General features: G+C 61.9%; 19 protein-coding genes. 9 read left to right on the forward strand and 10 right to left on the reverse strand.

Translation table 11 applies throughout. The annotated features are described in order from the left end of the window. Positions 1–63: 63 nt before the first annotated feature. Together AERO9A_RS00385 and yrfG are read right to left on the reverse strand one after the other, a co-directional pair. On the reverse strand, positions 64–954 hold the full coding sequence (locus tag AERO9A_RS00385) for a LysR family transcriptional regulator (protein WP_159969944.1): 891 nt from the start codon (positions 952–954) through the stop codon (positions 64–66). A gap of 8 nt (positions 955–962) precedes the next feature. Continuing rightward, the gene (gene yrfG / locus AERO9A_RS00390; RefSeq protein WP_159969945.1) at positions 963–1,625 is read right to left on the reverse strand and encodes a GMP/IMP nucleotidase; all 663 of its coding nucleotides are present in this window, start codon (positions 1,623–1,625) and stop codon (positions 963–965) included. 116 nt (positions 1,626–1,741) lie between these two features. Here yrfG and nudE point away from each other — a divergent pair, with 116 nt between their 5' ends. Continuing rightward, on the forward strand, positions 1,742–2,308 hold the full coding sequence (gene nudE, locus AERO9A_RS00395; protein ID WP_159969946.1) for an ADP compounds hydrolase NudE: 567 nt from the start codon (positions 1,742–1,744) through the stop codon (positions 2,306–2,308). Next, positions 2,305–3,129: a 3'(2'),5'-bisphosphate nucleotidase CysQ gene (gene cysQ, locus AERO9A_RS00400; RefSeq protein ID WP_159969947.1), complete on the forward strand. Its 825-nt coding sequence runs from the start codon at positions 2,305–2,307 to the stop codon at positions 3,127–3,129. The genes nudE and cysQ overlap by 4 nt, the downstream gene beginning before the upstream one ends. Before the next feature lie 64 nt (positions 3,130–3,193). Here cysQ and AERO9A_RS00405 read toward each other — a convergent pair whose 3' ends face one another. From AERO9A_RS00405 to gshB, 8 genes are all read right to left on the reverse strand, one after another. Then, on the reverse strand, positions 3,194–5,098 hold the full coding sequence (locus AERO9A_RS00405) for a beta-ketoacyl synthase (protein WP_159969948.1): 1,905 nt from the start codon (positions 5,096–5,098) through the stop codon (positions 3,194–3,196). A 222-nt stretch (positions 5,099–5,320) separates the two neighbouring features. Continuing rightward, complete coding sequence (locus AERO9A_RS00410; protein WP_159969949.1) at positions 5,321–6,592, reverse strand: dihydroorotase; 1,272 nt, start codon at positions 6,590–6,592, stop codon at positions 5,321–5,323. Beyond that, entirely contained in the window at positions 6,592–7,599 is a 1,008-nt protein-coding gene (locus tag AERO9A_RS00415; RefSeq protein ID WP_159969950.1) for an aspartate carbamoyltransferase catalytic subunit, read from the reverse strand. Before AERO9A_RS00415 ends, AERO9A_RS00410 begins: the two co-directional genes overlap by 1 nt. Before the next feature lie 10 nt (positions 7,600–7,609). Then, on the reverse strand, positions 7,610–8,113 hold the full coding sequence (pyrR, locus tag AERO9A_RS00420; RefSeq protein WP_159969951.1) for a bifunctional pyr operon transcriptional regulator/uracil phosphoribosyltransferase PyrR: 504 nt from the start codon (positions 8,111–8,113) through the stop codon (positions 7,610–7,612). A gap of 86 nt (positions 8,114–8,199) precedes the next feature. Then, positions 8,200–8,637, reverse strand: a complete 438-nt coding sequence (ruvX, locus tag AERO9A_RS00425; protein ID WP_159970661.1) for a Holliday junction resolvase RuvX — start codon at positions 8,635–8,637, stop codon at positions 8,200–8,202. Next, positions 8,634–9,203 (reverse strand): YqgE/AlgH family protein, encoded by a 570-nt coding sequence (locus tag AERO9A_RS00430; RefSeq protein ID WP_159969952.1) that lies wholly within the window; start codon positions 9,201–9,203, stop codon positions 8,634–8,636. Before AERO9A_RS00430 ends, ruvX begins: the two co-directional genes overlap by 4 nt. 109 nt (positions 9,204–9,312) lie before the next feature. Then, positions 9,313–10,209 (reverse strand): energy transducer TonB, encoded by an 897-nt coding sequence (locus AERO9A_RS00435; RefSeq protein ID WP_159969953.1) that lies wholly within the window; start codon positions 10,207–10,209, stop codon positions 9,313–9,315. A gap of 87 nt (positions 10,210–10,296) precedes the next feature. Next, positions 10,297–11,253, reverse strand: a complete 957-nt coding sequence (gene gshB / locus AERO9A_RS00440; RefSeq protein WP_159969954.1) for a glutathione synthase — start codon at positions 11,251–11,253, stop codon at positions 10,297–10,299. A gap of 243 nt (positions 11,254–11,496) precedes the next feature. Here gshB and pilG point away from each other — a divergent pair, with 243 nt between their 5' ends. The 7 genes from pilG (at position 11,497) to AERO9A_RS00475 (ending at position 24,311) form a co-directional block, all read left to right on the forward strand. Then, positions 11,497–11,904, forward strand: a complete 408-nt coding sequence (pilG, locus tag AERO9A_RS00445; RefSeq protein WP_159969955.1) for a twitching motility response regulator PilG — start codon at positions 11,497–11,499, stop codon at positions 11,902–11,904. A 47-nt stretch (positions 11,905–11,951) separates the two neighbouring features. After that, positions 11,952–12,317: a twitching motility response regulator PilH gene (pilH, locus tag AERO9A_RS00450; protein WP_159969956.1), complete on the forward strand. Its 366-nt coding sequence runs from the start codon at positions 11,952–11,954 to the stop codon at positions 12,315–12,317. A 44-nt stretch (positions 12,318–12,361) separates the two neighbouring features. Then, positions 12,362–12,898, forward strand: a complete 537-nt coding sequence (locus AERO9A_RS00455; protein ID WP_159969957.1) for a chemotaxis protein CheW — start codon at positions 12,362–12,364, stop codon at positions 12,896–12,898. 84 nt (positions 12,899–12,982) lie between these two features. Beyond that, the gene (locus AERO9A_RS00460; protein WP_159969958.1) at positions 12,983–15,031 is read left to right on the forward strand and encodes a methyl-accepting chemotaxis protein; all 2,049 of its coding nucleotides are present in this window, start codon (positions 12,983–12,985) and stop codon (positions 15,029–15,031) included. Between the two features lie 65 nt (positions 15,032–15,096). After that, a complete protein-coding gene (locus AERO9A_RS00465; RefSeq protein ID WP_159969959.1) occupies positions 15,097–15,957 on the forward strand; it encodes a protein-glutamate O-methyltransferase in 861 nt (286 codons plus the stop codon). Positions 15,958–15,981: 24 nt separating this feature from the next. Then, positions 15,982–23,295, forward strand: coding sequence for an Hpt domain-containing protein (locus AERO9A_RS00470; protein ID WP_159969960.1), 7,314 nt, complete (start codon positions 15,982–15,984; stop codon positions 23,293–23,295). Next, on the forward strand, positions 23,292–24,311 hold the full coding sequence (locus tag AERO9A_RS00475) for a chemotaxis protein CheB (RefSeq protein WP_159969961.1): 1,020 nt from the start codon (positions 23,292–23,294) through the stop codon (positions 24,309–24,311). The genes AERO9A_RS00470 and AERO9A_RS00475 overlap by 4 nt, the downstream gene beginning before the upstream one ends. Positions 24,312–24,321 lie beyond the last annotated feature (10 nt).

The raw sequence follows: 24,321 nt of genomic DNA on the forward strand, positions 1-24,321 counted from the left end.
TAAGCCTAGGCCCATGACCGAATGTCGTCTAATCGTCCGCTTCGATACGCCGATCGATGTGCTCTATCGTGGTTTGTTCAGCCAGTCCCTCGCTTCGTCGAAGCAGGCCTGTGCAAGCGGCGAGCTAGGGCCGCCGCGCCGCAATATCAAACCTAGTGGAGCCAGGGTATGAGCATCTTCGATGGGCAGCAGGCGCAGATTACCGATCATCGTTTGGCCGTCCGTCGGTAGTGGCATGATGCTGCAGCACAGCCCGGCGCTGACCGCTTGAGTGAGTTGGTGTACGGCATCTGTCTCTAGTCTGACCTGCGGTTTCAGGCCGCGTGCGCGAAAGCTATGGTCGATGGACTGGCGAAAATGCATGCCAGTCGACAGCAGCCCCAGCGCCAGGTCGGCCAGTTGCTCCCAGCGCAGGCTGGGGCTGTCGAAGCGCCAGTGGTTGGCACAATACAGCAGGCCCATGCGTGTTTCGGCCAGTTCCAGCGAGGCGAAGTGCTCGCGGTCGAGCCGATCCAGATACGACAAGCCCAGATCGAGCTGATTACGTGCCAGGCGTTCAAGCACCTGTTCGCTGCTCAGTGCATGCAGTTGAAAGCGCAGGCCAGGGTGGCGTTCAGCGAACAGGCTGACCAGGCGCATCGGGTCGAAGCCGGTCAAGGGCACCACGCCCAGGCGTAGGGTGCCGACCAGTTGTCCGCGGCAGGCGGCGGCTTCGGCGAGCAGGCCGTCCTGCGCGGCGAGCAGGCTGCGCGCCCAGGCCAGAATACGTTCGCCTTCGGCGCTGAAACCCTCGAAACGCTGGCCTCGGTGCACCAGCTCCAGACCCAATTCGTCTTCCAGTTGGCGCAGGCGCATGGACAGCGTGGGTTGGGTGACGTGGCAGCGCGCAGCGGCCTGGCCGAAGTGGCGGGTTTCGTCGAGGGCGACGAGGAACTTCAACTGCTTGATGTCCATGGGCGTCCTCAGAGGTTGTCGATCAGGGCGCGGTAGTCTTCTACGGCGGCAAATTCTTCCGTGTGGCGGGGCTCGCCTTGGCTGTCTGGCTGGCGTACGGCGAGCAGATGAGCAACGCCAAAGGTGCGCGCGCTGCGCAGGATCGACAGGCTGTCGTCGATGAACAGGCTACGCGCCGGGGCGAAATCGATGTCTTGCTGCAGGGCCTGCCAGAATTGCTGGTCTTCCTTGGGAAAGCCGTAGTCGTGTGAGCTGATCAGGCGCTCGAACCAGGGCGCCAGTTCCACCCGTTCCAGTTTCAGTGACAGTGAGTCGCGGTGCGCGTTGGTGATCAGTACCACGCGCTTACCCGCCTCACGCAGGGCGCGCAGAAATGCCTCGGCATCCGGGCGCAGGGCGATCAGGTGTGCCACCTCGCGTTTTAGGGCGCGGATCGGCAGCTTCAGTTCGCGGCTCCAGAAGTCGGTGCAATACCAGTTCAGTGTGCCGGCATGTTGACGAAACAACGGCAGCAGTTCGGCTTCGGCGAGTGCCAGGCTGATGCCGTGATGCTCGGCATAGCGCCGTGGCAGGTGGGTCAGCCAGAAATGATTGTCGAAGTGCAGGTCGAGCAGGGTGCCGTCCATGTCCAGCAGGACGGTGTCGATCTGGTGCCAGGGCAGTACGGGCATGCGTCGTCTCTGTCAGGGGGATCGGTCGCCTGTTTGGCGGTGATGCAATCTGGGCCACGGATAATGGCAAAAGCCGCTGTATGATAACCGACCAGGTCGCGCCAAGGAGTTGTCCCATGCGTCAAAAACCCACGGTACTCGCTCGCGAAATCGTCGCCAGCAGCCGCCTGTTCCGTGTCGAACAGGTGCAGTTGCGTTTTTCCAACGGCGCCGAGCGTACCTATGAACGCCTGGTCGGTAAGGGCTCGGGCTACGGCGCGGTGATGGTGGTGGCGATGCTCGATGCCGAACACGCCGTGTTGATCGAGGAATACTGCGGTGGCACGGACGACTATCAACTGTCGCTACCCAAGGGGCTGATCGAGCCAGGCGAAGACGTGCTGGTGGCGGCCAACCGCGAGCTCAAGGAGGAGGCGGGTTTTGGCGCTCGCTCGCTGGAGTTCATCACCGAGCTGAGCCTGTCGCCCGGTTATATGAGCCAGAAAATCCAGGTGGTGCTGGCGCGTGACTTATATGAGGAGCGCCTGCCCGGCGATGAGCCCGAGCCGATGCGGGTCGATCGTATCAGCCTGCGCGAGCTATCGAGCCTGGCGTTGCATGAACAGTTCAGCGAGGGGCGCGCCCTGGCAGCACTTTATCTGGTGCGTGATTTGCTGACGCAGCGTGGAGAGTTCAGCCTGTGAGCCATCCTTATATTGCCCGTGTGATCGAGCTGGTGCGTAGCGCTGGCGCTGCCACCCTGCCGTATTGGCGCAGCGGCGTGGCCGTGACGGAGAAGGCCGATGCCTCGCCGGTGACTGCCGCCGATCTGGCAGCGCACCATGTCTTGCTCGACGGCCTGCAGGCGTTGGCGCCTGAGGTGCCGGTGCTGTCGGAAGAGGCTGCTGATATCCCGCTGGCCGAGCGTACTGCTTGGACGCGTTGGTGGCTGGTCGATCCACTCGATGGCACCAAGGAGTTCATCGCTGGTTCCGAAGAGTTCACCGTCAATGTCGCGCTGATTGAGCGCGGTCGCGTGGTCTTCGGCGTGGTTGGCATCCCCGCCAGTGGTCGTTGCTATTACGGTGGCGCTGGTCTTGGCGCCTGGCGCAGTGAGGCGCCGGGGGGGGAGCAGTCGATCAGCGTGCGCCTGGCTCCTGCACGGGGGTTCACCCTGGTGGCCAGCAAGCGCCACTCCAGCCCGGAGCAAGAGAGCCTGCTTGCGGGTTTGGCTGCGCGTTTCGGTGAACCTGCGCTAGCCAATATCGGCAGCTCGCTGAAGTTCTGTCTGCTGGCCGAAGGCAATGCCGACTGCTATCCGCGCCTGGCGCCGACCTCGCAGTGGGACACCGCAGCGGCGCAGGGGGTGCTGGAAGGGGCGGGCGGCGAAGTGTTGGATCTGAGCGGTACGCCGCTGACCTATGAGGCGCGTGAATCCTTCCTCAATCCGTCTTTTCTGGCGTTGCCCGCCGCCGCCGAATGGCGTGGCGATCTGATCGAGCTGGCGCGGGCGCTTCAGTCGTAGGGCGGGTGCAACCCGCCACATCGACCATGGCGGGTTGCACCCGCCCTACGGGAATGCGGCAAGCTCAATCGAGCATGTCGCTGTAGCGCTCGTCCTTCTTGAACACCAATGGCTGCTCGAAGCCGGGCACCTTGATCTCCTCGGTGGTGATGGAGATGGCCTGGTCGTCGATCATGTCGTTGCCGAAGTTGTAGATGATATCTAGCTTGCCCAACAGTGCCTGCTGGTCATAGGCGGCTGCGGCGCTACGGGTGCCCTCGCGGCGTGCCAGGTAGGCGTCGAAGGCGGCCTGGCCATGGCGCTTGCGCAGCATGCGCTCGGCCACGTGCGGGGCGAGGATCACGGCGCTGGCGTTGTTGCCGCCAAAACCCTTGGAGTTGATGAAGGCCACGTCCAATGCCTGCTCGCCCATTTTGCGGTCTGTGGTGGACAGGCTCAGGTGTTGCTGGTGCACGTCATCGGCTACCGCGTCGATGGTTTTGATGCCCGGCACGATGCCGTACTTGAAGGCACCCAGGGCTGCGATCACCTGGTCGCCACTGGCGGTGGCCAGGGAATGGCCGACGAAGGCCTTCACTGCCGTCACTGGCCATTGCTCGATGCCGAAGGCGCCGGCTACGCGATCAAGAATCTCTGATTCGGTGATGCGGTTGGCTGGGGTGCTGGAGCCGTGGGCGTGGACGAAGCTGCGGTTGCGCACGGCCTCCGCGCCAAGCAGTTGCACGGCGCTGGCTACGGCTTTGGCCACAGTCAGGTAGTTGCCTGGGCCGGGCGCGGAGATGGATTTCTTGAAGCCATCGGCGTTGATGAACACGTCCGGCACTGCGCCGTGGATGTCGGCACCCAGCTCCAGGGCCAACTCGTCATCCATCAGCACGGCGAACTGGCAGGCTTCGGCCAGGGTGAAGCCGCAATTCTCGCCGAATGGGCGGCTGGCGCGGCGCAAGTCGGCCTCGGCGCTGCCCTCGATCTGGCGCAGGCCGTCTTCGGTGGCCAGTGCGCCCATGGCGCCGTAGCCCTCGATGCATTCCTGAGTGATAGGCGCCTCGCTGTTGCCGACGATGACCACGCGGGCCTTGCCGCTGGCAATCTGCTCGATGCCTTTCTGCAGGTTGTAGAGGAAGGTGGCGCAGGCGCCGGTGACGCTACCGGAGGTGCCGACACTGCCGAGCACGTAGGCGTTGATGAAGTCGGCCGGCATGGTGTTCAGGCCCAGGGCCAGTTGCTTGGCGGTAACGCGACCACCCTTGAGGCGCGACTGCATCATGCCGCCGTAACCGTTGTCGTCCAGTTGGCTCATGACGCTGCCGGCGAACACAGCCACTTCATCCGGGCGCACGTGCTGGATGATGCGCTGCCATTCGATGCCCACCGAGCGCAGGGCATCGGTGACGCCAACTACCGTCATGGCCAGGCCGCGAGGGTGGAAACGGGCGTTGTACAGCTCGCTCGGCTCGAAGCCAGTGGGCAGTTGCCCTGCGGACTTCACCGCCAGCGGGCGGTAGCTGTCGACTTTGAATTCGCAACTGTCGTGCAGGGTCACACGCACTTCGTTGCCGTCGAGTTCTTGCACCGACCAGTTGGCCGGCAGCGGCTCGGGCAGTTGCTTGCGCGAGGTGGTGAAGGTCAGCGGCTGCAGGCCAGCGTCTAGGGTGATGCTCTTTTGCCAATGGGCGGCGTCAGGGTCCAGATGCTGCGCTTCGATGCGGCGCACCAGAGTGCCAGCGAGAATTTCCTTGGCGAAGCGGGCTTCGATATCGGCGTGAGTCAGCGCTTGGCCATCCTGATCGCGGTACTGACCCTCGACCACCTGCACCAGCTTCATCATCTGCGCCAGCCCGGCCAGGGTTTCCTGACGTGCCTGGGGCGCTAGCGATTCCAGCACGGTGCGACGGAAACCATGATGGAAGGAGCTGCGCCCGGCTGCGTTGTAACCCCCGAAACCCACGATCACAGGTAAGCGCGACATAACTCAAAAGCTCCTGAACAAGGCCAGCGCGACGCCGAACCTGCGCCTGGAGGGCGGGCGGGGTCATAGGGCGGTGGCGTTTGGAAAAATTTTGACTGCTTAACCTGACGTGGATGATGACTGCCGAGTCACTCATTCGTCCAATATCACCGCCGAATCGTTGCCGATCGTTGGGGGCGAGGCGCCAGAAAAAGTGAGCCCGCCTGTGGCGGGCTCGTAGCTTCAGCTTTGATAGCTGATATGCCCGTCGACCAGGGTGTAACGCACCGCGCCAGGCAGGCAGTGACCCATGAAGGGGCAGTTGTGGCCCTTGGAATACCACTGTTCGCCAGCGATGGTCGAAGCTTGCGCGTCGAGCAGCACGATGTCGGCGGCGCTGCCGACACTCAGGCTGCCGGCTGGCAGGCGCAGTGCGGCTGCCGGGCCGCTGGACAGGCGCGCGAGTAGTGTTGGCAGATCCAGCAGGCCGTCCTGCACCAGGGTCATCGCCAGCGGTAGTTGCAATTGCACGCTGCTGATACCCGGCTCGGTAGCGGCGAAGGGCGCCAGTTTGGCGTCGCGCTCATGCGGTTGGTGGTGGCTGGCGATGGCAGAAATCACGCCGGCCTTCACCGCTTCGCGCAGGCCATCGCGATCGCGGCGCGAACGCAGCGGCGGCTGCACGTGATACAGGCTGGAGAAGTCGATCAGTGCCGCGTCGGTGAGGATCAACTGATACAGCGCAACATCGGCGGTCACCGGCAGGCCACGGGCCTGGGCTTGGGCGATCAGCTCGGCGCCGCGAGCGCTGGTGATCTGGCTGAAGTGCGCGCGCACGCCGCTCTGCTCGACCAGCAGCAGGTCGCGGGCCAGGGCCACGGTTTCGGCAGTTTCCGGGATGCCAGCCAGGCCCAGGAAGCTGGCTGTCGGGCCTTCGTGGGCCAGGCCGCCTTCAGCCAGGTCGGCATCCTGCGAGTGGAAAATCACTTGCAGGTCGAAGGTTGCCGCGTATTCCAGCGCGCGGCGCAGTGTGCGGCTGCTGCGGAAGTTATCCAGGCCGTTGCCGAAGGCCACGCAGCCAGCATCGCGCAGGGCGACCAGCTCGGCGAGCTGCTCGCCAGCCAGGCCTTTGCTCAGCGCGCCAATGGGGAAAACCTTGGTGTGACCGGCATCGCGGGCGCGGTCGAGGATCAGCTCGGCCACGGCCGAGGTATCCAGAATCGGCTTGGTAATCGGTGGGCAGCACAGGCTGGTGACGCCGCCTGCCGCAGCGGCCAGGGTTTCCGTGGCGATGCTGCCCTTACGGCTGTAGCCCGGCTCGCGCAGGGCTACCGAGAGGTCGACCAGGCCGGGCGCGGCGACCAGGCCTTGTGCGTCGATAGTGTTGTCGGCAGTGAAGCCCGCAGGCGCCTGGCCAATGGCGGCCAGCTTGCTGCCGTCGATATAGAGGTCAGTGACTTGATCCAGGCCGCTGGCCGGGTCGATCACGCGGGCACCGAGGATTGCGGTACGCATCAGTTGGCCTCCTCGGCGTTGAGTTGACGTTGGGCGTTCTGCCCGCTCATGGCCATCGACAGCACAGCCATGCGGATGGCGATACCGTAGGTGACCTGGTTGAGGATCACTGACTGCGGGCCGTCGGCCACCGCCGACTCGATCTCTACGCCGCGGTTGATCGGGCCTGGGTGCATCACCAGGGCATCCGGCTTGGCCAGTTTGAGGCGCTGCTCGGTCAGGCCGAACAGGCGATAGAACTCGCCCTCGCTGGGCAGCAGGCCGCCTTGCATGCGCTCGCGCTGCAGACGCAGCATGATCACTACGTCGACATCTTTGAGGCCTTCGTCGGCGTTGTGGAACACACGCACGCCGTAAGCTTGCTCCAGGCCGATGGGCAGCAGGGTCTTAGGTGCGATGACGCGGATGTCCGGGCAGCCCAGGGCTTTCAGTGCCAGCATGTTCGAGCGCGCCACACGCGAGTGCAGGATGTCGCCGACGATGGCCACCGAGAGATTGGTGAAATCGCCCTTGTGCCGGCGGATGGTGAGCATGTCGAGCATGCCCTGAGTTGGATGCGCGTGGCGGCCGTCGCCGCCGTTGATGATCGCCAGGTTCGGGCAGACGTGCTCGGCGATGAAGTGCGCCGCGCCGGAGTCGCTGTGGCGCACAACGAAGATGTCGGCGGCCATGGCTTCGAGGTTGCGCAGGGTGTCGAACAGCGTCTCGCCCTTGCTGGTGGAGCTGGTCGACACGTTGAGGCTGATGACGTCAGCCGACAGGCGCTGGGCGGCCAGCTCGAAGGTGGTGCGGGTGCGCGTGGAGTTCTCGAAGAACACGTTGCACACGGTCTTGCCGCGCAGCAGCGGGACTTTCTTCACGGCGCGGGCGCCGACTTCGAGGAAGGAGTCGGCAGTGTCGAGGATTTCCGTCAACAGCTCGCGGGGCAGGCCGTCGAGTGAGAGGAAGTGGCGTAGCTGGCCTTGGTCATTCAGTTGCAGCGGGCGCTTGGCGGCGAGTGGCGTCATCGCGGGGGCCTCAGTTGGCGAGCGTCTGGAGTTCGAGGGTCAGGGGCGTGGGGCCGGACAATTTTACCCGCTCGCCTTCTGCCAGTGACAGGGTGGCGCCGACCACATCAGGGCGGATCGGCAGCTCGCGGGCATTCAGGTCGAGCAGGCTGACCAGGGTTACGCTGGCTGGGCGGCCGTAGTCGAACAGCTCGTTCAGTGCGGCGCGAATGGTCCGCCCGCTCATCAGCACGTCGTCGATCAGCACCAGATGCTGACCTTCGATCTCGAACGGCAGTTCGGATGGCTGCACCTGCGGGTGCAGGCCGTTCTGGGTGAAGTCGTCACGGTAGAAGGACACATCGAGGATGCCCAGGGCATCCTCTCTACCCAGCGCGCTCAGCAGTGCCTGGGCGACCCAGACCCCGCCGGTGCGGATACCGATGAAGCGTGGCTCGCTGATCTGCCGTTGGTTAAGGTGTTGGGTCAGGGCGCTGGCCATGGCCGGTAGCAGTTCGGTTGGGTTGGGTAGCATGGCGAAACTCCTAATATGAGCCGCTCCTGAGAGCGTAAACGGGCTGCCGAGGTTTTTTAACGCACCTTAGGCAATGCAGGTGGCTCTCAGTTCGAACAGTGTTCCTCTAGCCAACCTTGCAGCAGTAAAGCCGCGGCAATGGCGTCGACGGGGCGCTCGCGATAACCACCGCTCTGGCCTTCACGCAGGCGTTGGCCTTTGGCCTCGAAAGTGGTCAGGCGTTCATCGTGGGTATAGGCGGGCAGGTTGAAGCGGCCATTGAGGCGGCGGGCGAACTTCTCGGCACGGGCGCTCATCTCGCTGGGCGTGCCATCCATGTTCAGTGGCAGGCCGACTACCACGGCGTCCGGCTGCCACTCCTTGATCAGTGCTTCGACGCGGCTCCAGTCCGGTACGCCATTCTGCGCCTTGAGCACACACAGCTCACGCGCCTGGCCGGTGATCACCTGGCCGACGGCGACGCCGATTTGCTTGGTGCCGTAGTCGAAGCCCAGCAGCAGGCGCAGTGGTTTTTCGCTCATCAGGCATGCCCCGCCTGCGAGGTGAGCAGGGCCAGGTTGACCCCCAGGCGTGAGGCGGCGGCATGCAGGCGCTGATCATAGGGCAAGTCGAACAGAATGCTGCTGTCGGCTGGGCAAGTCAGCCAGGCATTGTCGGCCAGCTCGGCTTCTAGTTGGCCCGCGTCCCAGCCAGCGTAGCCGAGGGCAATCAGGTATTTGTCCGGGCCGTGACCGTCGGCGATGGCGAATAGCACGTCTTGCGAGGTGCTCAGGCTCAATTCGCCGAGCTCCAGGGTGGCCTGGTATTGCTGGCCTGCCGGATGCAGAACAAAGCCGCGGTCGGTCTGTACCGGGCCGCCAGAGAATATCGGCAGGCTATGGCACAGTACCGGCGGGTCTTCGGCGGGGCGTAATTGTTCCATTACATCGGCCAGATTCAGCCCGTTGGGCTTATTGATCACCAGGCCCATTGCCCCCTGTTCGTTGTGCTCGACCAGGTAGGTCACGGTCTGCGCGAAGTTCGGGTCGGCCATATGCGGCATGGCGATCAGGAAGTGGTGCTTGAGCGAGATGGGGGCTGAGTTCTTCATGCCGACTAGTTTGAAGCGGCAAGCTGCACGCGACAAGCTGCAAGTAGCAGCGAAAGGCCAGTGTGGGAGGCTTTCTTTCGGCCTGTGGGGCGTCCTGTAGCCGCTTCACTCAGTTGCTAGACAGCCGGTCGCCGCGCTCGAAACGCCAGGTACGGATGATTTCCAGGCGGTCGATATCAGCTAGGTCGCCGGTAAATGGTGCGTAGGGTGCGGCCAGGCGCACGATGCGTTGGGCGGCTTGATCGAGAACCGCTTGCCCGGAGGACTCCAGTACTTGGACTTCATACAGCGAGCCGTCACGATTGATCGACACCAGCAGGCGCAAGCTGCCGTAGATGCGTTTGCGGCGGGCGTCGTCCGGGTAATTGAGGTTGCCGATGCGCTCGACCTTCTTGCGCCACTCATCCTTATACCAGGCGCCCTTGTCACGCATGGTTGAGGCGGCGCTCAGTCGGTGGATCTTGGGGCGCTTGGCGTACGCCTGGACTTCTTGTGCCAGTTCGGCCTCCAGGCTGGCGATTTCCGCAGACAGTTGCGCTGAGTCGAAAACGGGGGCAGGACGCGCCTGTGGTGTGGGCTTGGTTTCCTCGCGCTTGACCGGCGTTTTCTGCTGCTGCGGGGCGCGGGTGGCGACAGCAGCCTTGGGGGCCTCCTGTTTGGTGGCTGGTTGTTGTGGCGCGGCGGGTGGCGTGACCTTGCGTACTTCGCTGTCTTGGAAGATGGCCTGCTCGGTGGTCTTCGGGGCGGCAGCGTGCTCAAGGGTGCCGCTGCCTTGCTGGTTGTCCTGCGCGAGGAAGTCGGCCTCTTTGGGTTTTTCTTCGCTCTTGAAGGTGGAAAGGGTGATTTCCAGCGTCTTGCTGATCTGCGGCGGCGCTTCCATGGAAAAACCAACGCCGAGAATGATGGCGACATGCAGCGCGGCTGCGACGAACAGCGTGAAGCCCAGGCGATCCGCTGGGCGGACGGCCGCGGAGGGCATGGCGGGAGGCGTTGCTGCTGCGTTCATCGCGTGTCGGGGTCTGCTTGGGGTGAGGCGCAGTCTGCGGCGCGACGCTTCAGGCTGCAAGCCTGAAGCGCCAAGCTGTAACCTGCGTCAAGCTTTTGCGCCGAGTTTGCCTGCGATGCACTCCATGAGGCGTTCACCGATGCGTGTGTCGAAGGCCGCGTCTATCTCGCGGATGCAGGTGGGGCTGGTGACGTTGATTTCCGTCAGGTGCTCGCCGATGACATCCAGGCCCACGAAAATCAGGCCCTTCTCGCGCAGGGTTGGCCCTACGGCAGCGGCGATCTCCTTGTCGCGTTCGGTTAGTGGGCGTGCTTCACCGCGCCCGCCTGCGGCCAGGTTGCCACGCGTTTCGCCCGCCGCAGGGATGCGTGCCAGGCAATAAGGGATGGGCTCGCCATCGATCATCAGAATCCGTTTGTCGCCATCTTTGATTGCCGGTAAGTAACCCTGCGCCATTATCTGTTGGCGACTATGCTGGGTTAGGGTCTCCAGAATCACAGAGAGATTGGGGTCGCCTTCGCGGTGACGAAATATCTGTGATCCGCCCATGCCATCCAGGGGTTTGAGAATGATGTCACGGTGCTCATCGGCAAACTGGCGCAGAATGTCGGCGCGTCGACTGACTAGGGTTGGCGGTGTGTATTGGGAAAACTGCGTTGCGAAGAACTTCTCGTTGCAGTCGCGCAGGCTCTGTGGGCGATTGACCACCAGCACGCCATCGCGCTCCGCCTGCTCTAATAGGTAGGTGGAATAGATGAACTCGTTATCGAAGGGTGGATCCTTGCGCATCAGGATCACGTCCAGCTCGGCAAGAGGGGTGTCCTGCTCGGCGTCCAGTTCGAACCAGTGGTGCGGATCGTTGAAGACTTTCAGCGGGCGCATGCGGCCACGTGCTTGGTCGCGAGCCTGATAGAGGTCTTGTTGTTCCATGTAAAGCAGCGACCAGCCGCGAGCCTGGGCCGCCAGCAGCATGGCCAGCGAGCTATCTTTCTTGAAGGTGATGTCTGCAATGGGATCCATGACGATCCCGAGACGAAGGCTCATGGGGTGACTCTCCGCGAGAAAAATACCGGCATCGGCCATCTTGGCGATGCTCAACAAGGGCTGTCAGGTTGGCGCCAGGCGGGGCTGTGGTCAAGGGCGAAGAGCCGTCTGGCGGGCTTGTGGCTTGCATGTGGAGAGTGTGCTAAAAAGGCCCGACGGTGGGCTCCAGGCCACCAGAAATTGGGCCTCAGGCATACTGATAACGCGTAAATAACGACTCACCGAGGCGATGGTAGGGCGAACATGGAACAGCATTCCGACGGTTTGAAAGTGATGGTGATAGACGATTCGAAGACGATTCGTCGCACTGCTGAAACCCTACTGAAGAAAGTGGGTTGCGAAGTCATCACTGCGGTCGACGGCTTCGATGCCCTCGCCAAGATTGCTGACACCCACCCCCGCATCATTTTTGTCGACATCATGATGCCGCGTCTCGATGGTTATCAGACCTGTGCCCTGATCAAGAACAACAGTGCTTTTAAATCCACCCCGGTGATCATGCTGTCCTCCAAGGATGGTCTGTTCGACAAGGCCAAGGGGCGTATCGTGGGTTCCGATCAGTACCTGACCAAGCCTTTCAGCAAGGAAGAGCTGCTCGGTGCAATCAAGACTCACGTGCCGGACTTCACCCCGGTGGAACAAGCCTCCTGACGTTTTAGCTTCAGAGCTACTACGCTTCTTCTGTATTGGGATAGACCATGGCTCGAATTCTGATTGTTGATGACTCCCCCACTGAAATGTACAAGCTGACCGCTATGCTGGAAAAGCACGGGCATCAGGTCTTGAAGGCGGAAAATGGTGCCGATGGTGTCGCTCTGGCTCGCCAGGAAAAACCCGACGCCGTGCTCATGGATATCGTCATGCCTGGCCTCAATGGCTTTCAGGCAACTCGTCAACTGACCAAAGACGCTGAAACTAGCCATATTCCGGTGATCATCGTCACCACCAAAGATCAGGAAACTGACAAGGTTTGGGGTAAGCGTCAGGGCGCCAAGGATTATCTGACCAAGCCTGTTGATGAAGATACGTTGCTGAAAACGCTCAATTCAGTGTTGGTCGGCTGATGCCCTGCCGTCCGTGTATTAGATAAGAAGAAGGCCGCTGCGGCATGTCGGACGTACTGACTCCCTTCCAGATTCTCCGTGAGATCGACCAGCGCTGTCGTGCGTTGGCGGCTGGCTTGCCATCCCAGCAAGCTGCGGTACAGACCTGGAGCGGTATCGGTTTCCGTATGGGGGAGCGCTTGTTCGTTGCGCCCATGGGGGAGGTTGGCGAGGTGCTGCACGAGCCGCGTTACACGCAGTTGCCAGGTGTGAAAGGCTGGGTCAAAGGCGTTGCCAATGTGCGCGGCCGCCTGTTGCCACTGATGGACCTGTGTGGCTTCTTCGGTAGTGAATTGTCGCCGCTACGCAAGCTGCGACGAGTGCTGGTGGTTGATCATCAGGATATCTTCGCGGGCCTCACGGTCGACGAAGTCTTTGGTATGCAGCATTTTCCCGTGGATACCTTTTCCGAGCAGTTGCCGCCTCTTGAGGCGAGTATTGCGCCATTCATTCATGGCGTCTTTCAGCGCGAGCACCCCTGGTTGGTATTCAGTCCGCATGCCCTGACGCGGGATCAGGTGTTTCTCGATGTGGCTCATTAGAAATAATTCGGTTGGGTCGGCTCCGTCGGCCCGTTGGCGTTATACGTGCACCGTAGTGCGGTCGGTCCAGGCGGGGGCCAGATAATGAAGAAACTCAATGCAAGCAATCTATTAGGCGGGACACGCAGCAGCACGCTGATTGCGAGCCTGTTCGTCGTGTTGATCGTCTCCCTCGTACTGGAGTTCGCAAACTTTGCGTACATCAATACGCAATCGAACTATGACACTGAGTACATCAGCCACTCCGGTGAGCTGCGCGTACTGTCGCAACGTATTGCCAAGAACGCCACGGAAGCGTCGACGGGTAAGGCGGAGGCCTTCGGCCTGCTGCGCGATGCGCGCAATGACTTCCAGCAGCGCTGGGGCTTCCTCACCGATGGTGATGCGAGTACCGCGCTGCCGCCTGCGCCCGAGTCGGTAAGGCCACAGATGGCTGCCGTGCAGCAGGACTGGGACAGTCTGCGCAAGAACGCCGACGCCATCCTGGCCAGTGAGCAGACCGTGTTGTCGTTGCACCAGGTAGCCGCGACGCTGGCTGAGACCATTCCGCAACTGCAGGTCGAGTACGAAGAAGTGGTCGACATTCTGCTCGAGAGCGGCGCGCCTGCTGCCCAGGTTGCCGTGGCACAGCGGCAGTCGCTGCTGGCAGAACGTATCCTGGGTTCGGTGAACAAGGTATTGGCCGGTGACGAGGACTCGGTGCAGGCTGCCGACATGTTCGGTCGCGATGCCAGTCTGTTCGGTCGTGTCTTGAGCGCTATGCTTGAAGGCAACGCAGCAATGGAGATCAGCAAAGTAACCGACAGTGAGGCGTTGGATCGTCTGTCGGAGATTTCTGAGCTGTTCGAATTCGTATCCGGCTCCGTGGACGAGATTCTGGAAACCTCGCCGGAATTGTTCCAGGTGCGTGAGTCCGCCAACTCGATTTTCTCGGTGTCGCAAACATTGCTGGACAAAGCTTCCGCCCTGGCTGTTGGTTTCGAAGATCAGGCGACCGGGCGCACCATCAATACCCTGTTTGCTTATGCGCTGGGTGGCCTGGCGTTGGCCTCGATCATTCTCATCGGTCTGGTAATGGTGCGGGAAACCAACCGCCGCCTGGCCGAAACCGCCGAGAAAAATGAGCGTAACCAGGCCGCGATTCTGCGCCTGCTCGATGAGATCGCCGACCTCGCCGACGGTGACCTGACCGTAGCCGCGACGGTAACCGAAGACTTCACCGGTGCCATCGCTGACTCCATCAACTACTCCATCGACCAGCTACGCGATCTGGTAGAAACCATCAACCAGACCGCCGTTCAGGTGGCCGGTGCGGCTCAGGAAACCCAGGCCACGGCCATGCACCTGGCCGAGGCTTCCGAGCACCAGGCGCAGGAAATCGCCGGGGCTTCGGCGGCAATCAACGAAATGGCCGTGTCGATTGACCAGGTATCGGCAAACGCCTCGGAATCCTCCGCGGTAGCGGAACGCTCCGTAGCCATCGCCAACAAGGGCAACGAGGTTGTACACAACACCATCACCGGCATGGATAACATCCGTGAGCAGATTCAGGACACCTCGAAGCGGATCAAGCGCCTCGGTGAGTCGTCCCAGGAGATCGGTGACATCGTTAGCCTGATTAACGACATTGCCGACCAGACCAACATCCTCGCACTGAATGCCGCGATCCAGGCCTCCATGGCCGGTGATGCTGGGCGTGGCTTCGCCGTGGTCGCGGACGAAGTGCAACGCCTTGCAGAGCGCTCCTCTGCAGCCACCAAGCAGATCGAGGCGCTGGTAAAAACCATTCAGACCGACACCAACGAAGCCGTTATCTCCATGGAGCAGACGACCTCTGAAGTGGTGCGCGGTGCCCGTCTGGCGCAGGACGCCGGTGTGGCGCTGGAAGAGATCGAGAAGGTATCCAAGACCCTCGCGGCCCTTATCCAGAACATTTCCAACGCTGCCCGCCAGCAGGCCTCCTCGGCAGGTCATATTTCCAACACCATGAACGTGATTCAGGAAATCACCTCGCAGACTTCTTCAGGTACCACCGCCACCGCACGCAGCATCGGTAACCTGGCCAAGATGGCCAGTGAGATGCGTCGCTCGGTGTCGGGCTTCACTCTCCCGGATAGTCACGACTCGGTCTGATGAGGAGTGCGGTGGCCGCTTGCGGCCACTGCTTGATAAGCATGACTCAGGGTGAGGGGCAGGGTATGCAGGCAGCCGGCATCTGGGCCTTGACGCCCTCGGTTGACATGTCTCAGGCCGATTTTCACGACTGGCAGACGCTCCTCGAAGAGCGTACGGGCGTGATTGTTAGCGAACAGCGCCGATCTTTCCTGCAAACCAACCTAAGCGCGCGCATGCGCGAATTGGGCGTCACGGATTACGCCAGCTACTACCGCCAGGTGACCGATGGGCCGCGTGGTGCAGTGGAGTGGTCGACCTTGCTGGATCGTCTGACCGTGCAGGAGACCTGCTTCTTTCGCCACCCGCCTTCGTTCGAGGTGCTGGCGAGTTATCTGCAGGAGCGTTTGCAGGCAGGTCTGAGCAGACCCTGGGAGTTCTGGAGTGTTGGCTGCTCCAGTGGTGAGGAGGCTTACTCGCTGGCCATCCAGGCCGCCGAGGCGTTGCAGGGCAGTGAGCTGCCAGAGCATTTTGCCGTGACCGGTACGGATATCAGTCAAGGCGCGTTAAGTAAGGCGCGCGAGGGCTGCTACTCGGGGCGCAGGTTGGAGCAGGTGAGCGACGAGTTGCGCAGGCGCTATTTTTTCGCTCAGCCCGATGGACGTTTCAAAGTGGTGCCGAGCCTGGCGGCGCGAGTGTGCTGCGCCAAGCTCAATGTGCTGGAACTGGCCAAGGCGCCGATGTCCGGCATGGATGTGATTTTCTGTCAGAACGTGCTGATTTACTTCCGCCGTTGGCGTCGCCGCGACATCCTCAACCGTCTGGCCGAGAGCCTGGTGCCGGGTGGTTTGTTGGTGGTGGGTGTGGGTGAGGTATCTGGTTGGCAGCACCCGGATCTGGTACCGGTGGCCGACGAGCGCGTTCTGGCGTTTACCCGCAAGGGATAAGCCAAGTTTATGAGTGGAGTGGCTATGGGTGATCGGCATGATTATGTCGCCCTGGAGTGGGTCAAAGGCGAAATTGCAGAAACCCTGAAGCAGGCGCGCCAGGCTCTGGAGGCGTTCGTCGAGAATCCTCAGGATCCGACGCGCATGCGCTTCTGCCTGACCTATGTGCATCAGGTGCATGGCACCCTGCAAATGGTCGAGTTCTATGGTGCCGCTCTGCTGGCAGAGGAAATGGAGCAGCTAGCCAAGGCGCTGATGGAAGGTCGCGTTGCCAACCAGGGTGAGGCGCTGGAAGTGCTGATGCAGGCCATCCTGCAGTTGCCTGTGTACCTTGATCGCATCCAGACCGCGCGCCGCGACTTGCCGATGGTCGTCCTGCCGCTACTCAACGATCTGCGTGCCGCCCGTGGTGAGAAGCTGCTGTCGGAAACGAGTTTATTCTCGCCTGATATGTCAATGCGCCAGTCGGCGCTGCCGGAGGGTGGCCTGGCACGCCTGCGTACCGCCGAGCTGCCAGGGCTGTTGCGTAAGCTGCGGCAGATGCTGCAGGTCGCACTGGTGGGCGTGATTCGCAACCAGGATTTGGCCACCAATCTTGGTTATATGGCACGTGTTTTCGCGCGTCTGGAAAGCTTGTGCAAAGACGCTCCGCTTGGCAGCTTGTGGCAGATCGCTTCCGGTATGGTCGAAGGCCTGGCCAATGGCAGTGTGGTCAACGGCACATCGGTGCGTACCCTGCTGCGTCAGGTCGACAAGGAACTCAAACGCCTGGCTGAGCAGGGCGCTGATGGCATCAACCAACCTGCGCCAGATGAGCTGACCAAGAACCTGCTGTTCTATGTGGCCAAGGCCCCGGCGCAATCGCCTCGTATCAACGCCCTCAAAGAGCAATATCGTCTGGACGAAGCGCTGCCGGACACTGAGGTCGTGGATGAAGAGCGCGCTCGTTTAGCCGGCCCTGATCGCGATGCCATGCGTTCTGTCGTGGGCGCGCTGTGCGAGGAACTGGTGCGGGTCAAGGACAGCCTCGATTTGTTCGTACGCAGTGACCGCAACCAGCCCAGCGAGTTGGATGCCCTGCTGGGGCCGCTCAAACAGATCGCCGATACGCTGGCCGTGTTGGGCTTTGGTCAGCCGCGTAAGGTGATTCTCGATCAGATTGACGTCATTCATGGCCTGTCCCTCGGTCAGCGTGAGCCGAACGATGCGGTGTTGATGGACGTCGCCGGTGCCTTGCTTTATGTCGAGGCCACGTTAGCCGGGATGGTTGGCCCGAGTGAGGAGCGCCAGAACGAGCAGAGCCACCTGCCGACCACTGATGTGGCGCAGATTCACCAGCTTGTCATCAAAGAGGCGCGCAACGGGCTGGAGCAGGCCAAAGACGCGATTATCGAATTCATTGCGTCGCAGTGGAATCACGAACACCTGGCGCGTGTGCCGGAGTTGCTCACTCAGGTGCGCGGTGGCCTGGCAATGATTCCACTGCAACGTGCTGCCGACCAGCTCAATGCATGTAATCGCTATATTCAGGAGCAGTTGCTGGCACGCAAGGCCGTACCCAACTGGCAGAGCCTGGACACCCTGGCGGATGCGATCACCAGTGTTGAGTATTACCTTGAGCGTCTGGCCGAGGATCATGGCTCTCAGGGCGATCTGATTCTCGACGTGGCTGAGGAGAGCTTGGAGGCATTGGGCTACCCGTTGCAGGAAAAACCTTCGATTCTTGACCGGGTCGAGACTCCGGCGCCGCTCGACGATCCGCTTCAGGAGATCGAGCTGCTTAGCGCTGAAGACGGCGCGCTGGAGCTGCCGCTGGATGAGCGGCTGATCGCTGACGTCGAGCCGACCACGCCCGTGGAGGAACAATGGCTGCTGGACGCTGAGCCGCTGGCGGAGCCGACGACCTCCGAATCGCTGCCAGCCGAGACTGTCACCTTCGACTTGGAGCCTCTCGAGGAACTGCCTGCAGTGCAGCCGGTAGAGGCCGCTGAAGAAGAGTACCAGCTCGACGAAATTGAGCTCGACCTCGATGAGCCAGCCGCAGCGCCGCAGTGGGACGAGCTGGAACTGGCCGATCTGGAGCTGCCGGAGGTCGAACTGCCCAGTGCTGCGCCGGTGTCGCCTGCTACCGTCCCTGATGAGGTCGAAAGGCCTCTGTCCATGGCCGATGTCATGGCTGCCCCGGCGCAGGCGATCAACCCCCCCGCTGGCGAGGTACCGCCGAGCCTGTTGCCACCGCCTGCCGATGAAGAGCCGGTGGATGAAGACCTGCTCGAAGTCTTCATCGAAGAAGCTGGCGAGGTGCTGGAAACCATCGCCGAGTATCTGCCCAAGTGGCAGGCCAATACCGATGACAAGGAAGCTCTGATCGAGATACGCCGTGCCTTTCATACACTCAAAGGCAGTGGGCGGATGGTGCGTGCGTTGGTCATCGGTGAGCTGGCTTGGTCGATCGAGAACCTGCTCAACCGTGTGCTCGACCGTAGCATCGAGCCGGGTGAGGCTGTGCAACAGGTCGTGCTCGATGTAGTCGCCTTGATGCCCGCGCTGGTCGATGAGTTTGCTGCCAAGGCTCAGCGTCAGCGCAATGATGTCGACCTGCTGGCGGCGACCGCGCATGCGCTGGCCAAGGGGCTGACCCCCCCAAAATCTGACGCCCCGGTCGCCGAGCAGGTAGCCGAGTCCGTGGGCGACAATGAGGCTACCGATAGCGTCTTGGCGGATGCTCCAGCCCTCGCCGACTCCTCTGATGAAATCGACCACAGCAAGGGCGAGTCCCCCGACAGCGAGGCATCGACTGAAAGGCTCGCTGAAAGCGAGCCCCTTGATCCGCAGTTGCTGGAAATTTTCCGCAACGAAGCGGACACCCATTTGGAAACCCTGGTTGGCTTCCTCGCCGATTGCAGTCGAGAACTGCCTCAACCAGTGACCGATAACCTGCAGCGTGCGTTGCATACGCTCAAAGGCAGTGCCTACATGGCAGGCATTCTGCCCGTGGCAGAAATTGCCGCACCGCTGGAAAAACTGGTCAAAGAGTTCAAGACCAACCTGATTGAGGTGGATCTGGTTGCCGCAGAGTTGCTTAGTCAGGCCGAAAAGCTGTTCCGTGCCGGGCTCGATCAGCTAGAAAGCCAGCCGTTGGCGCCCATTGATGGCGCTGATGCTTTTGTCGCGCAGGTGCAGGCATTACATCAAGAGCGACTTGATCAGGCAGAGGATGATCGCAATAGCGAAAGTGGCGAGCTTCGCGATCCGCAACTTATCGGTATTTTCCTTGCAGAAGGTATGGATATTCTGCTCGACGCCGAAGAGTTGCTGCGCAAATGGCGTGAACATCCAGCCGAGCGTCAGGAGCTATCTGAACTGCTAGACGAGCTGACAACGCTCGGGCGTGGCGCCGAAATGGCCGAGCTGCCGCAGATCGATGAACTGTGCGAGGCACTGCTGGATACTTATGGCGCGGTTGAAGACGGCAGCCTAGCGGTCAGCAAGCGTTTCTTCGATGAGGCGGAGGCTGCCCACGAAGCCCTTGTCGGCATGATGGATCAGGTTGCTGCTGCTCTGGAGGTAACGCCGCAGCCTGAGCGCGTCGATGCTCTGCGCAGATTGCTCGACGAGGCTCTGGATCCGTCCATGCTGGCCCTGCTCAAACCAGGCGCTGAAGGTCTCGAAGCTATTGATTTGGGCGCTGCCACCGAGGCCCTGGGGGCTGATGTCGAGGCGTTGCCGGGCAATGCTGAGCCGCTCGATGAGCTGCCGCAGGAGTCTGTCGTATCGCCGCAGGCACTTGACGCCGACCTTGACGACGAGATGGTGGAAATCTTTCTCGAAGAGGCGGTGGATATTCTCGACAGTGCCGGTCAGGCCCTAGAACGCTGGCTCAGTGAGCCGGAAAACACCCTGCCACTGTCCTCATTGCAGCGCGATTTGCACACCCTCAAAGGTGGTGCACGCATGGCTGCCATTCGCCCCATCGGTGATCTCGGCCATGAGCTGGAGTCACTCTATGAGGGCTTGGTGGATCGTCGTTACGCCTATTCCGAGCAACTGGGGGATCTACTGCAGCGTAGCCATGATCGTCTTGGATTGATGCTCGACCAATTGCAGGCGCGCCAGCCGCTGACATTGGGCAATGACTTGATCCAGGCTATTCGTCAGTTCCGCCAGGTAGGCGTCGGCCAAGGCTTGTCGGCTGGTGTTACGCCAATCGAGGCGGTGGTCGATGAGACGCCGGACGAGGAGCAAGCGCACGACGAGTCCTCGTCTGTATTGGGGGAGGCCGCAGAGCACCTCGAACCGCCGAGCGAGCCCGATGAGTCGAGCATGGACAGCGACGTATTGGCGCTCGACGAACTGCCAGTGGCGGACGATCCTGCTGTAGAGCCAGAGCCAGAGCCAGAGCCAGAGCCAGAGCCAGAGCCAGAGCCAGAGCCAGAGCCAGAGCCAGAGCCAGAGCCAGAGCCAGAGCCAGAGCCAGAGCCAGAGCCAGATGCTCCAGTACAGGCGCAGTCCGACTGGCATGACGAGCGCGACCCCGAGCTCGTGGAAATCTTTCTGGAGGAAGGTTTCGACATTATCGATAGTGCCGGTGCTGCCTTGCAGCGCTGGATGGCGGATGTCGACAACAGCCTCGAACTCGAAGCCCTGCAGCGCGATTTGCACACCCTCAAAGGCGGTGCGCGTATGGCCGAGATCCGCGAGATCGGCGATCTCGCGCATGAGCTTGAGTTTCTCTATGAAGGTCTGGGCACAGGGCGCATGCGCGCCAGCCCGGAGCTGTTTGCCCTCCTGCAAGCCTGCCATGACCGCCTGGCGGAGATGCTCGACGCCGTGCGTGCCAGGCGCGCCGTGCCACAAGGCGAAACCCTGATCGAGGCGATCAAGCGCCTGCGTGCCAATCCAGACGAGCAGGTCAGCATTCCCTCGTCCGTGCAGCTCAAGGCAGTTGTGGAGTCCAGCCCTGAAAACGAGGCGGACAGCGATATTCTGGAAATCTTCCTTGAGGAAGCGGACGACCTGCTAGAAGCGATGGAAACTGCTCACGGGCGCTGGGAAGAGCAGCGCGACGACAGTGCTGCCATCGACGAGATGCTGCGTATCCTGCACACCCTCAAGGGCGGTGCACGCTTGGCTGGGCAGAAACGTCTTGGCGATATGAGCCACGCTCTGGAACAGCATCTGAGCGAGGCCTTACAGCAGGGTGCACCTTGGCCGCAGAGCCTGTTCCTCGATGTGCAGTCCGGTTTCGAGGGCCTGCAGGCGGAGCTCGATCAACTGCGCCAGCGCCTGGATGAAAGCCTGGTCGACGAGGTGTCCAGTGAGCCGCCTGCTGTTCCGCAGCTCGCCCCCGCACGCCTTGCACCTGCGCCGATCATTGCCGCCAGCGAGCAGTCAGTACAGGTACAGCTCGACAAGGTGCTGCCGTTCGTACAGCGTGCCCGTGAAGCTGCCGAAGAGGCCGCCGCGCGCCGCGCGCCGCAGGAACTGGTCAAGGTGCCAGCGGAACTGCTCGAAGGGCTGGTCAACCTGGCCGGTGAAACCTCGATCTTCCGGGGCCGCGTCGAGCAGCAGGTAAGCGATGTCAGTTTCACTCTGAGCGAGATGGAAGCGACCATCGACCGGGTACGCGACCAGTTGCGTCGCCTCGATACCGAAACCCAGGCACAGATTCTCAGCCGCTATCAAGCCGAGGCCGAGCGTGCCGGTTACGAAGACTTCGACCCGCTGGAGATGGATCGCCATTCGCAGTTGCAGCAGCTTTCGCGTGCCCTGTTCGAATCGGCCTCCGACTTGCTCGATCTGAAAGAGACCCTGGCGGCGAAGAACCGTGACGCCGAGACGCTGTTGTTGCAGCAGGCACGGGTCAACACCGAGCTGCAGGAAGGCCTGATGCGTACGCGCATGGTGCCGTTCGACCGTCTGGTGCCACGTTTGCGCCGTATCGTCCGGCAGGTGGCGAGCGAGTTGGGTAAGCAGGTGGAGTTCCTCGTCAGTAACGCCGAGGGTGAAATGGATCGCACGGTGCTTGAGCGCATCGTCGCGCCTCTGGAGCACATGCTGCGCAACGCCGTCGACCACGGTATCGAGACTGCCGAAGTGCGCCGCGCCGCCGGCAAGTCGGAAACTGGCAGTATCCGCCTCAGCCTCGGTCGCGAGGGCGGTGATATCGTCCTGACGTTGGATGACGACGGTGGCGGCATTCGCCTCGATGCTGTACGGCGCAAGGCCCTCGAACGTGGCCTGATGGACGAGGGCAGCGATCTCAGCGATCACGAGATCCTGCAGTTCATTCTTGAAGCCGGTTTCTCCACGGCTGAAAAGGTCACGCAGATTTCTGGGCGTGGCGTCGGTATGGATGTGGTGCACTCGGAGGTCAAGCAGCTCGGCGGCTCAATGAGTATCGACTCGAGCGTTGGCCAGGGCACGCGCTTCACCATTCGCCTGCCGTTCACCGTGTCGGTCAACCGCGCGTTGATGGTGTATTCCGGCGAAGATCTCTACGCCATTCCGCTCAATACCATCGAAGGTATCGTGCGCGTCTCGCCTTATGAGCTGGAGGCCTACTACGCGCCAGATGCCCCGCGCTTCGAATACGCCGGGCAGGCCTATGAGCTGAAGTACCTGGGCGATCTGCTCAATAACGGCCATCATCCTAAGCTAGTTGGGCAGAGCTTGCCGCTGCCGGTGATTCTGGTGCGCTCCAGCGAGCACGCTGTGGCGGTGCAGGTCGACAGCCTGGCAGGCTCGCGCGAGATTGTGGTGAAGAGCCTTGGCCCGCAGTTCGCTGGGGTGCACGGCATTTCCGGTGCGACCATCCTCGGTGACGGTCGCGTGGTGGTGATTCTCGATTTGCTGGCGACCATCCGCAGTCTGCATGCGCGGTTGCTCAGCCAGCTCACGCCGCGTCAGCTTGGTCGCGCTGATGCTGCCAACGAAGAGGTGGAGGCGGAGCGTCCCACGCTGGTCATGGTGGTGGACGATTCGGTTACCGTGCGCAAGGTCACCAGCCGCCTGCTTGAGCGCAATGGCATGAACGTGATGACCGCCAAGGACGGGGTAGACGCCATCGCCCAACTGCAGGAGCACAAGCCTGACATCATGCTGCTGGACATCGAGATGCCGCGCATGGACGGCTTCGAGGTGGCGACCCTGGTGCGCCACGACGAACACCTCAAGGATCTGCCGATCATCATGATCACCTCGCGTACCGGTGAGAAACACCGCGAGCGCGCCATGGCCATCGGGGTCAACCAGTACCTCGGCAAGCCTTATCAGGAGTCCCTGCTGCTCGACAGCATTGTGCAATTGGTCAGTAGCCAGCGAGGGGATCAGGCATGACGCAAAGAATGGCAGCGCGTATCGCGGTCATTGCCGACACTTCGCTGCAGCGTCATGTGCTGCAGCAGGCTCTGGCCGGAGGTGGTTACAACGTGGTGCTTAACAGTGACCCGGCACGCCTCGATGAGGCTGCGCTGGCTGACTGTGAAACCGATCTATGGCTGGTTGACCTGGCTCAGTCCGAGGACTCGCCATTGGTCGATAGCTTGCTCGAACGTGCCAGCGCACCGGTCTTGTTTGGTGAGGGGCATGCTCCCGAGCGGCATTCGGAAAACTACCCACGCTGGGAGCGCAGCTTGTTCAGTAAGCTCAAGCGTCTGGTTGGCGACCCGACTCAGGCGGTTGGGCCAAGCCTGCAGGCGTTGCTGGATGACGGGCAGCGCCCAGCGCGTCTGGAGTTGCCCCAAGTGCTGGCTGATACTCCGCTCAAAGCGGGTGAGCCCGCGCGCCAGGTCTGGTTGCTGGCCGCTTCCCTTGGGGGGCCGGCGGCGGTCAAGTCTTTCCTTGATGCGCTGCCTGGTGGTCTGCCAGTTGGATTCATCTATGCCCAACACATCGATGCCAGCTTCGAAGCGGCGTTACCCCAGGCCGTTGGTCGCCACAGTCAGTGGCACGTCAACAGCGCGCGCCAGGGCGACCCGGTACGCTGTGGCGAAGTGGTGGTCGCGCCGATCAATCACGAGTTGGGTTTCGCCGAAGATGGCGCCATGCAGATTGCCGAGCGCGGTTGGCCGGATCCTTATAGTCCTTCGATTGACCAGATGATGCTCAATCTGGCGCAGCAGTATGGCGCTCAGTGTGGCGTGATCGTCTTCAGTGGCATGGGTAGCGATGGCAGCGCCGCTGCAGCCTACGTCAAACGGCAGGGCGGGGTGATCTGGACGCAGCGTGCCGACAGTTGCGCCAGCCCGAGCATGCCCGACAGCCTGCGCGAGGGTGGTTATAGCGCCTTCAGTGCCGACCCGCGCGAGCTGGCCGTGGCCCTGGTCAATCACATCGCCGAACATTGCAGTTAAGGACGTTTCC

It is taken from the genome of Pseudomonas sp. 8Z (genome assembly GCF_902506535.1).
In the GTDB taxonomy this organism is placed as follows: Bacteria; Pseudomonadota; Gammaproteobacteria; order Pseudomonadales; family Pseudomonadaceae; genus Aquipseudomonas.

What these genes read in the sequence shown, in the direction of transcription:
- pyrR (WP_159969951.1), bottom strand. Translation starts at nt 8,113, where the DNA reads ATGCTACCCAACCCAACCGAACTGCTACCGGCCATGGCCAGCGCCCTG.
- AERO9A_RS00455 (WP_159969957.1), top strand. Translation starts at nt 12,362, where the DNA reads ATGTCGGACGTACTGACTCCCTTCCAGATTCTCCGTGAGATCGACCAG.
- AERO9A_RS00415 (WP_159969950.1), bottom strand. Translation starts at nt 7,599, where the DNA reads ATGACGCCACTCGCCGCCAAGCGCCCGCTGCAACTGAATGACCAAGGC.
- nudE (WP_159969946.1), top strand. Translation starts at nt 1,742, where the DNA reads ATGCGTCAAAAACCCACGGTACTCGCTCGCGAAATCGTCGCCAGCAGC.
- AERO9A_RS00430 (WP_159969952.1), bottom strand. Translation starts at nt 9,203, where the DNA reads ATGAAGAACTCAGCCCCCATCTCGCTCAAGCACCACTTCCTGATCGCC.
- AERO9A_RS00435 (WP_159969953.1), bottom strand. Translation starts at nt 10,209, where the DNA reads ATGAACGCAGCAGCAACGCCTCCCGCCATGCCCTCCGCGGCCGTCCGC.
- AERO9A_RS00410 (WP_159969949.1), bottom strand. Translation starts at nt 6,592, where the DNA reads ATGCGTACCGCAATCCTCGGTGCCCGCGTGATCGACCCGGCCAGCGGC.
- yrfG (WP_159969945.1), bottom strand. Translation starts at nt 1,625, where the DNA reads ATGCCCGTACTGCCCTGGCACCAGATCGACACCGTCCTGCTGGACATG.
- AERO9A_RS00385 (WP_159969944.1), bottom strand. Translation starts at nt 954, where the DNA reads ATGGACATCAAGCAGTTGAAGTTCCTCGTCGCCCTCGACGAAACCCGC.
- AERO9A_RS00465 (WP_159969959.1), top strand. Translation starts at nt 15,097, where the DNA reads ATGCAGGCAGCCGGCATCTGGGCCTTGACGCCCTCGGTTGACATGTCT.
- AERO9A_RS00460 (WP_159969958.1), top strand. Translation starts at nt 12,983, where the DNA reads ATGAAGAAACTCAATGCAAGCAATCTATTAGGCGGGACACGCAGCAGC.
- pilH (WP_159969956.1), top strand. Translation starts at nt 11,952, where the DNA reads ATGGCTCGAATTCTGATTGTTGATGACTCCCCCACTGAAATGTACAAG.
- gshB (WP_159969954.1), bottom strand. Translation starts at nt 11,253, where the DNA reads ATGAGCCTTCGTCTCGGGATCGTCATGGATCCCATTGCAGACATCACC.
- AERO9A_RS00470 (WP_159969960.1), top strand. Translation starts at nt 15,982, where the DNA reads ATGGGTGATCGGCATGATTATGTCGCCCTGGAGTGGGTCAAAGGCGAA.
- AERO9A_RS00405 (WP_159969948.1), bottom strand. Translation starts at nt 5,098, where the DNA reads ATGTCGCGCTTACCTGTGATCGTGGGTTTCGGGGGTTACAACGCAGCC.
- AERO9A_RS00475 (WP_159969961.1), top strand. Translation starts at nt 23,292, where the DNA reads ATGACGCAAAGAATGGCAGCGCGTATCGCGGTCATTGCCGACACTTCG.
- pilG (WP_159969955.1), top strand. Translation starts at nt 11,497, where the DNA reads ATGGAACAGCATTCCGACGGTTTGAAAGTGATGGTGATAGACGATTCG.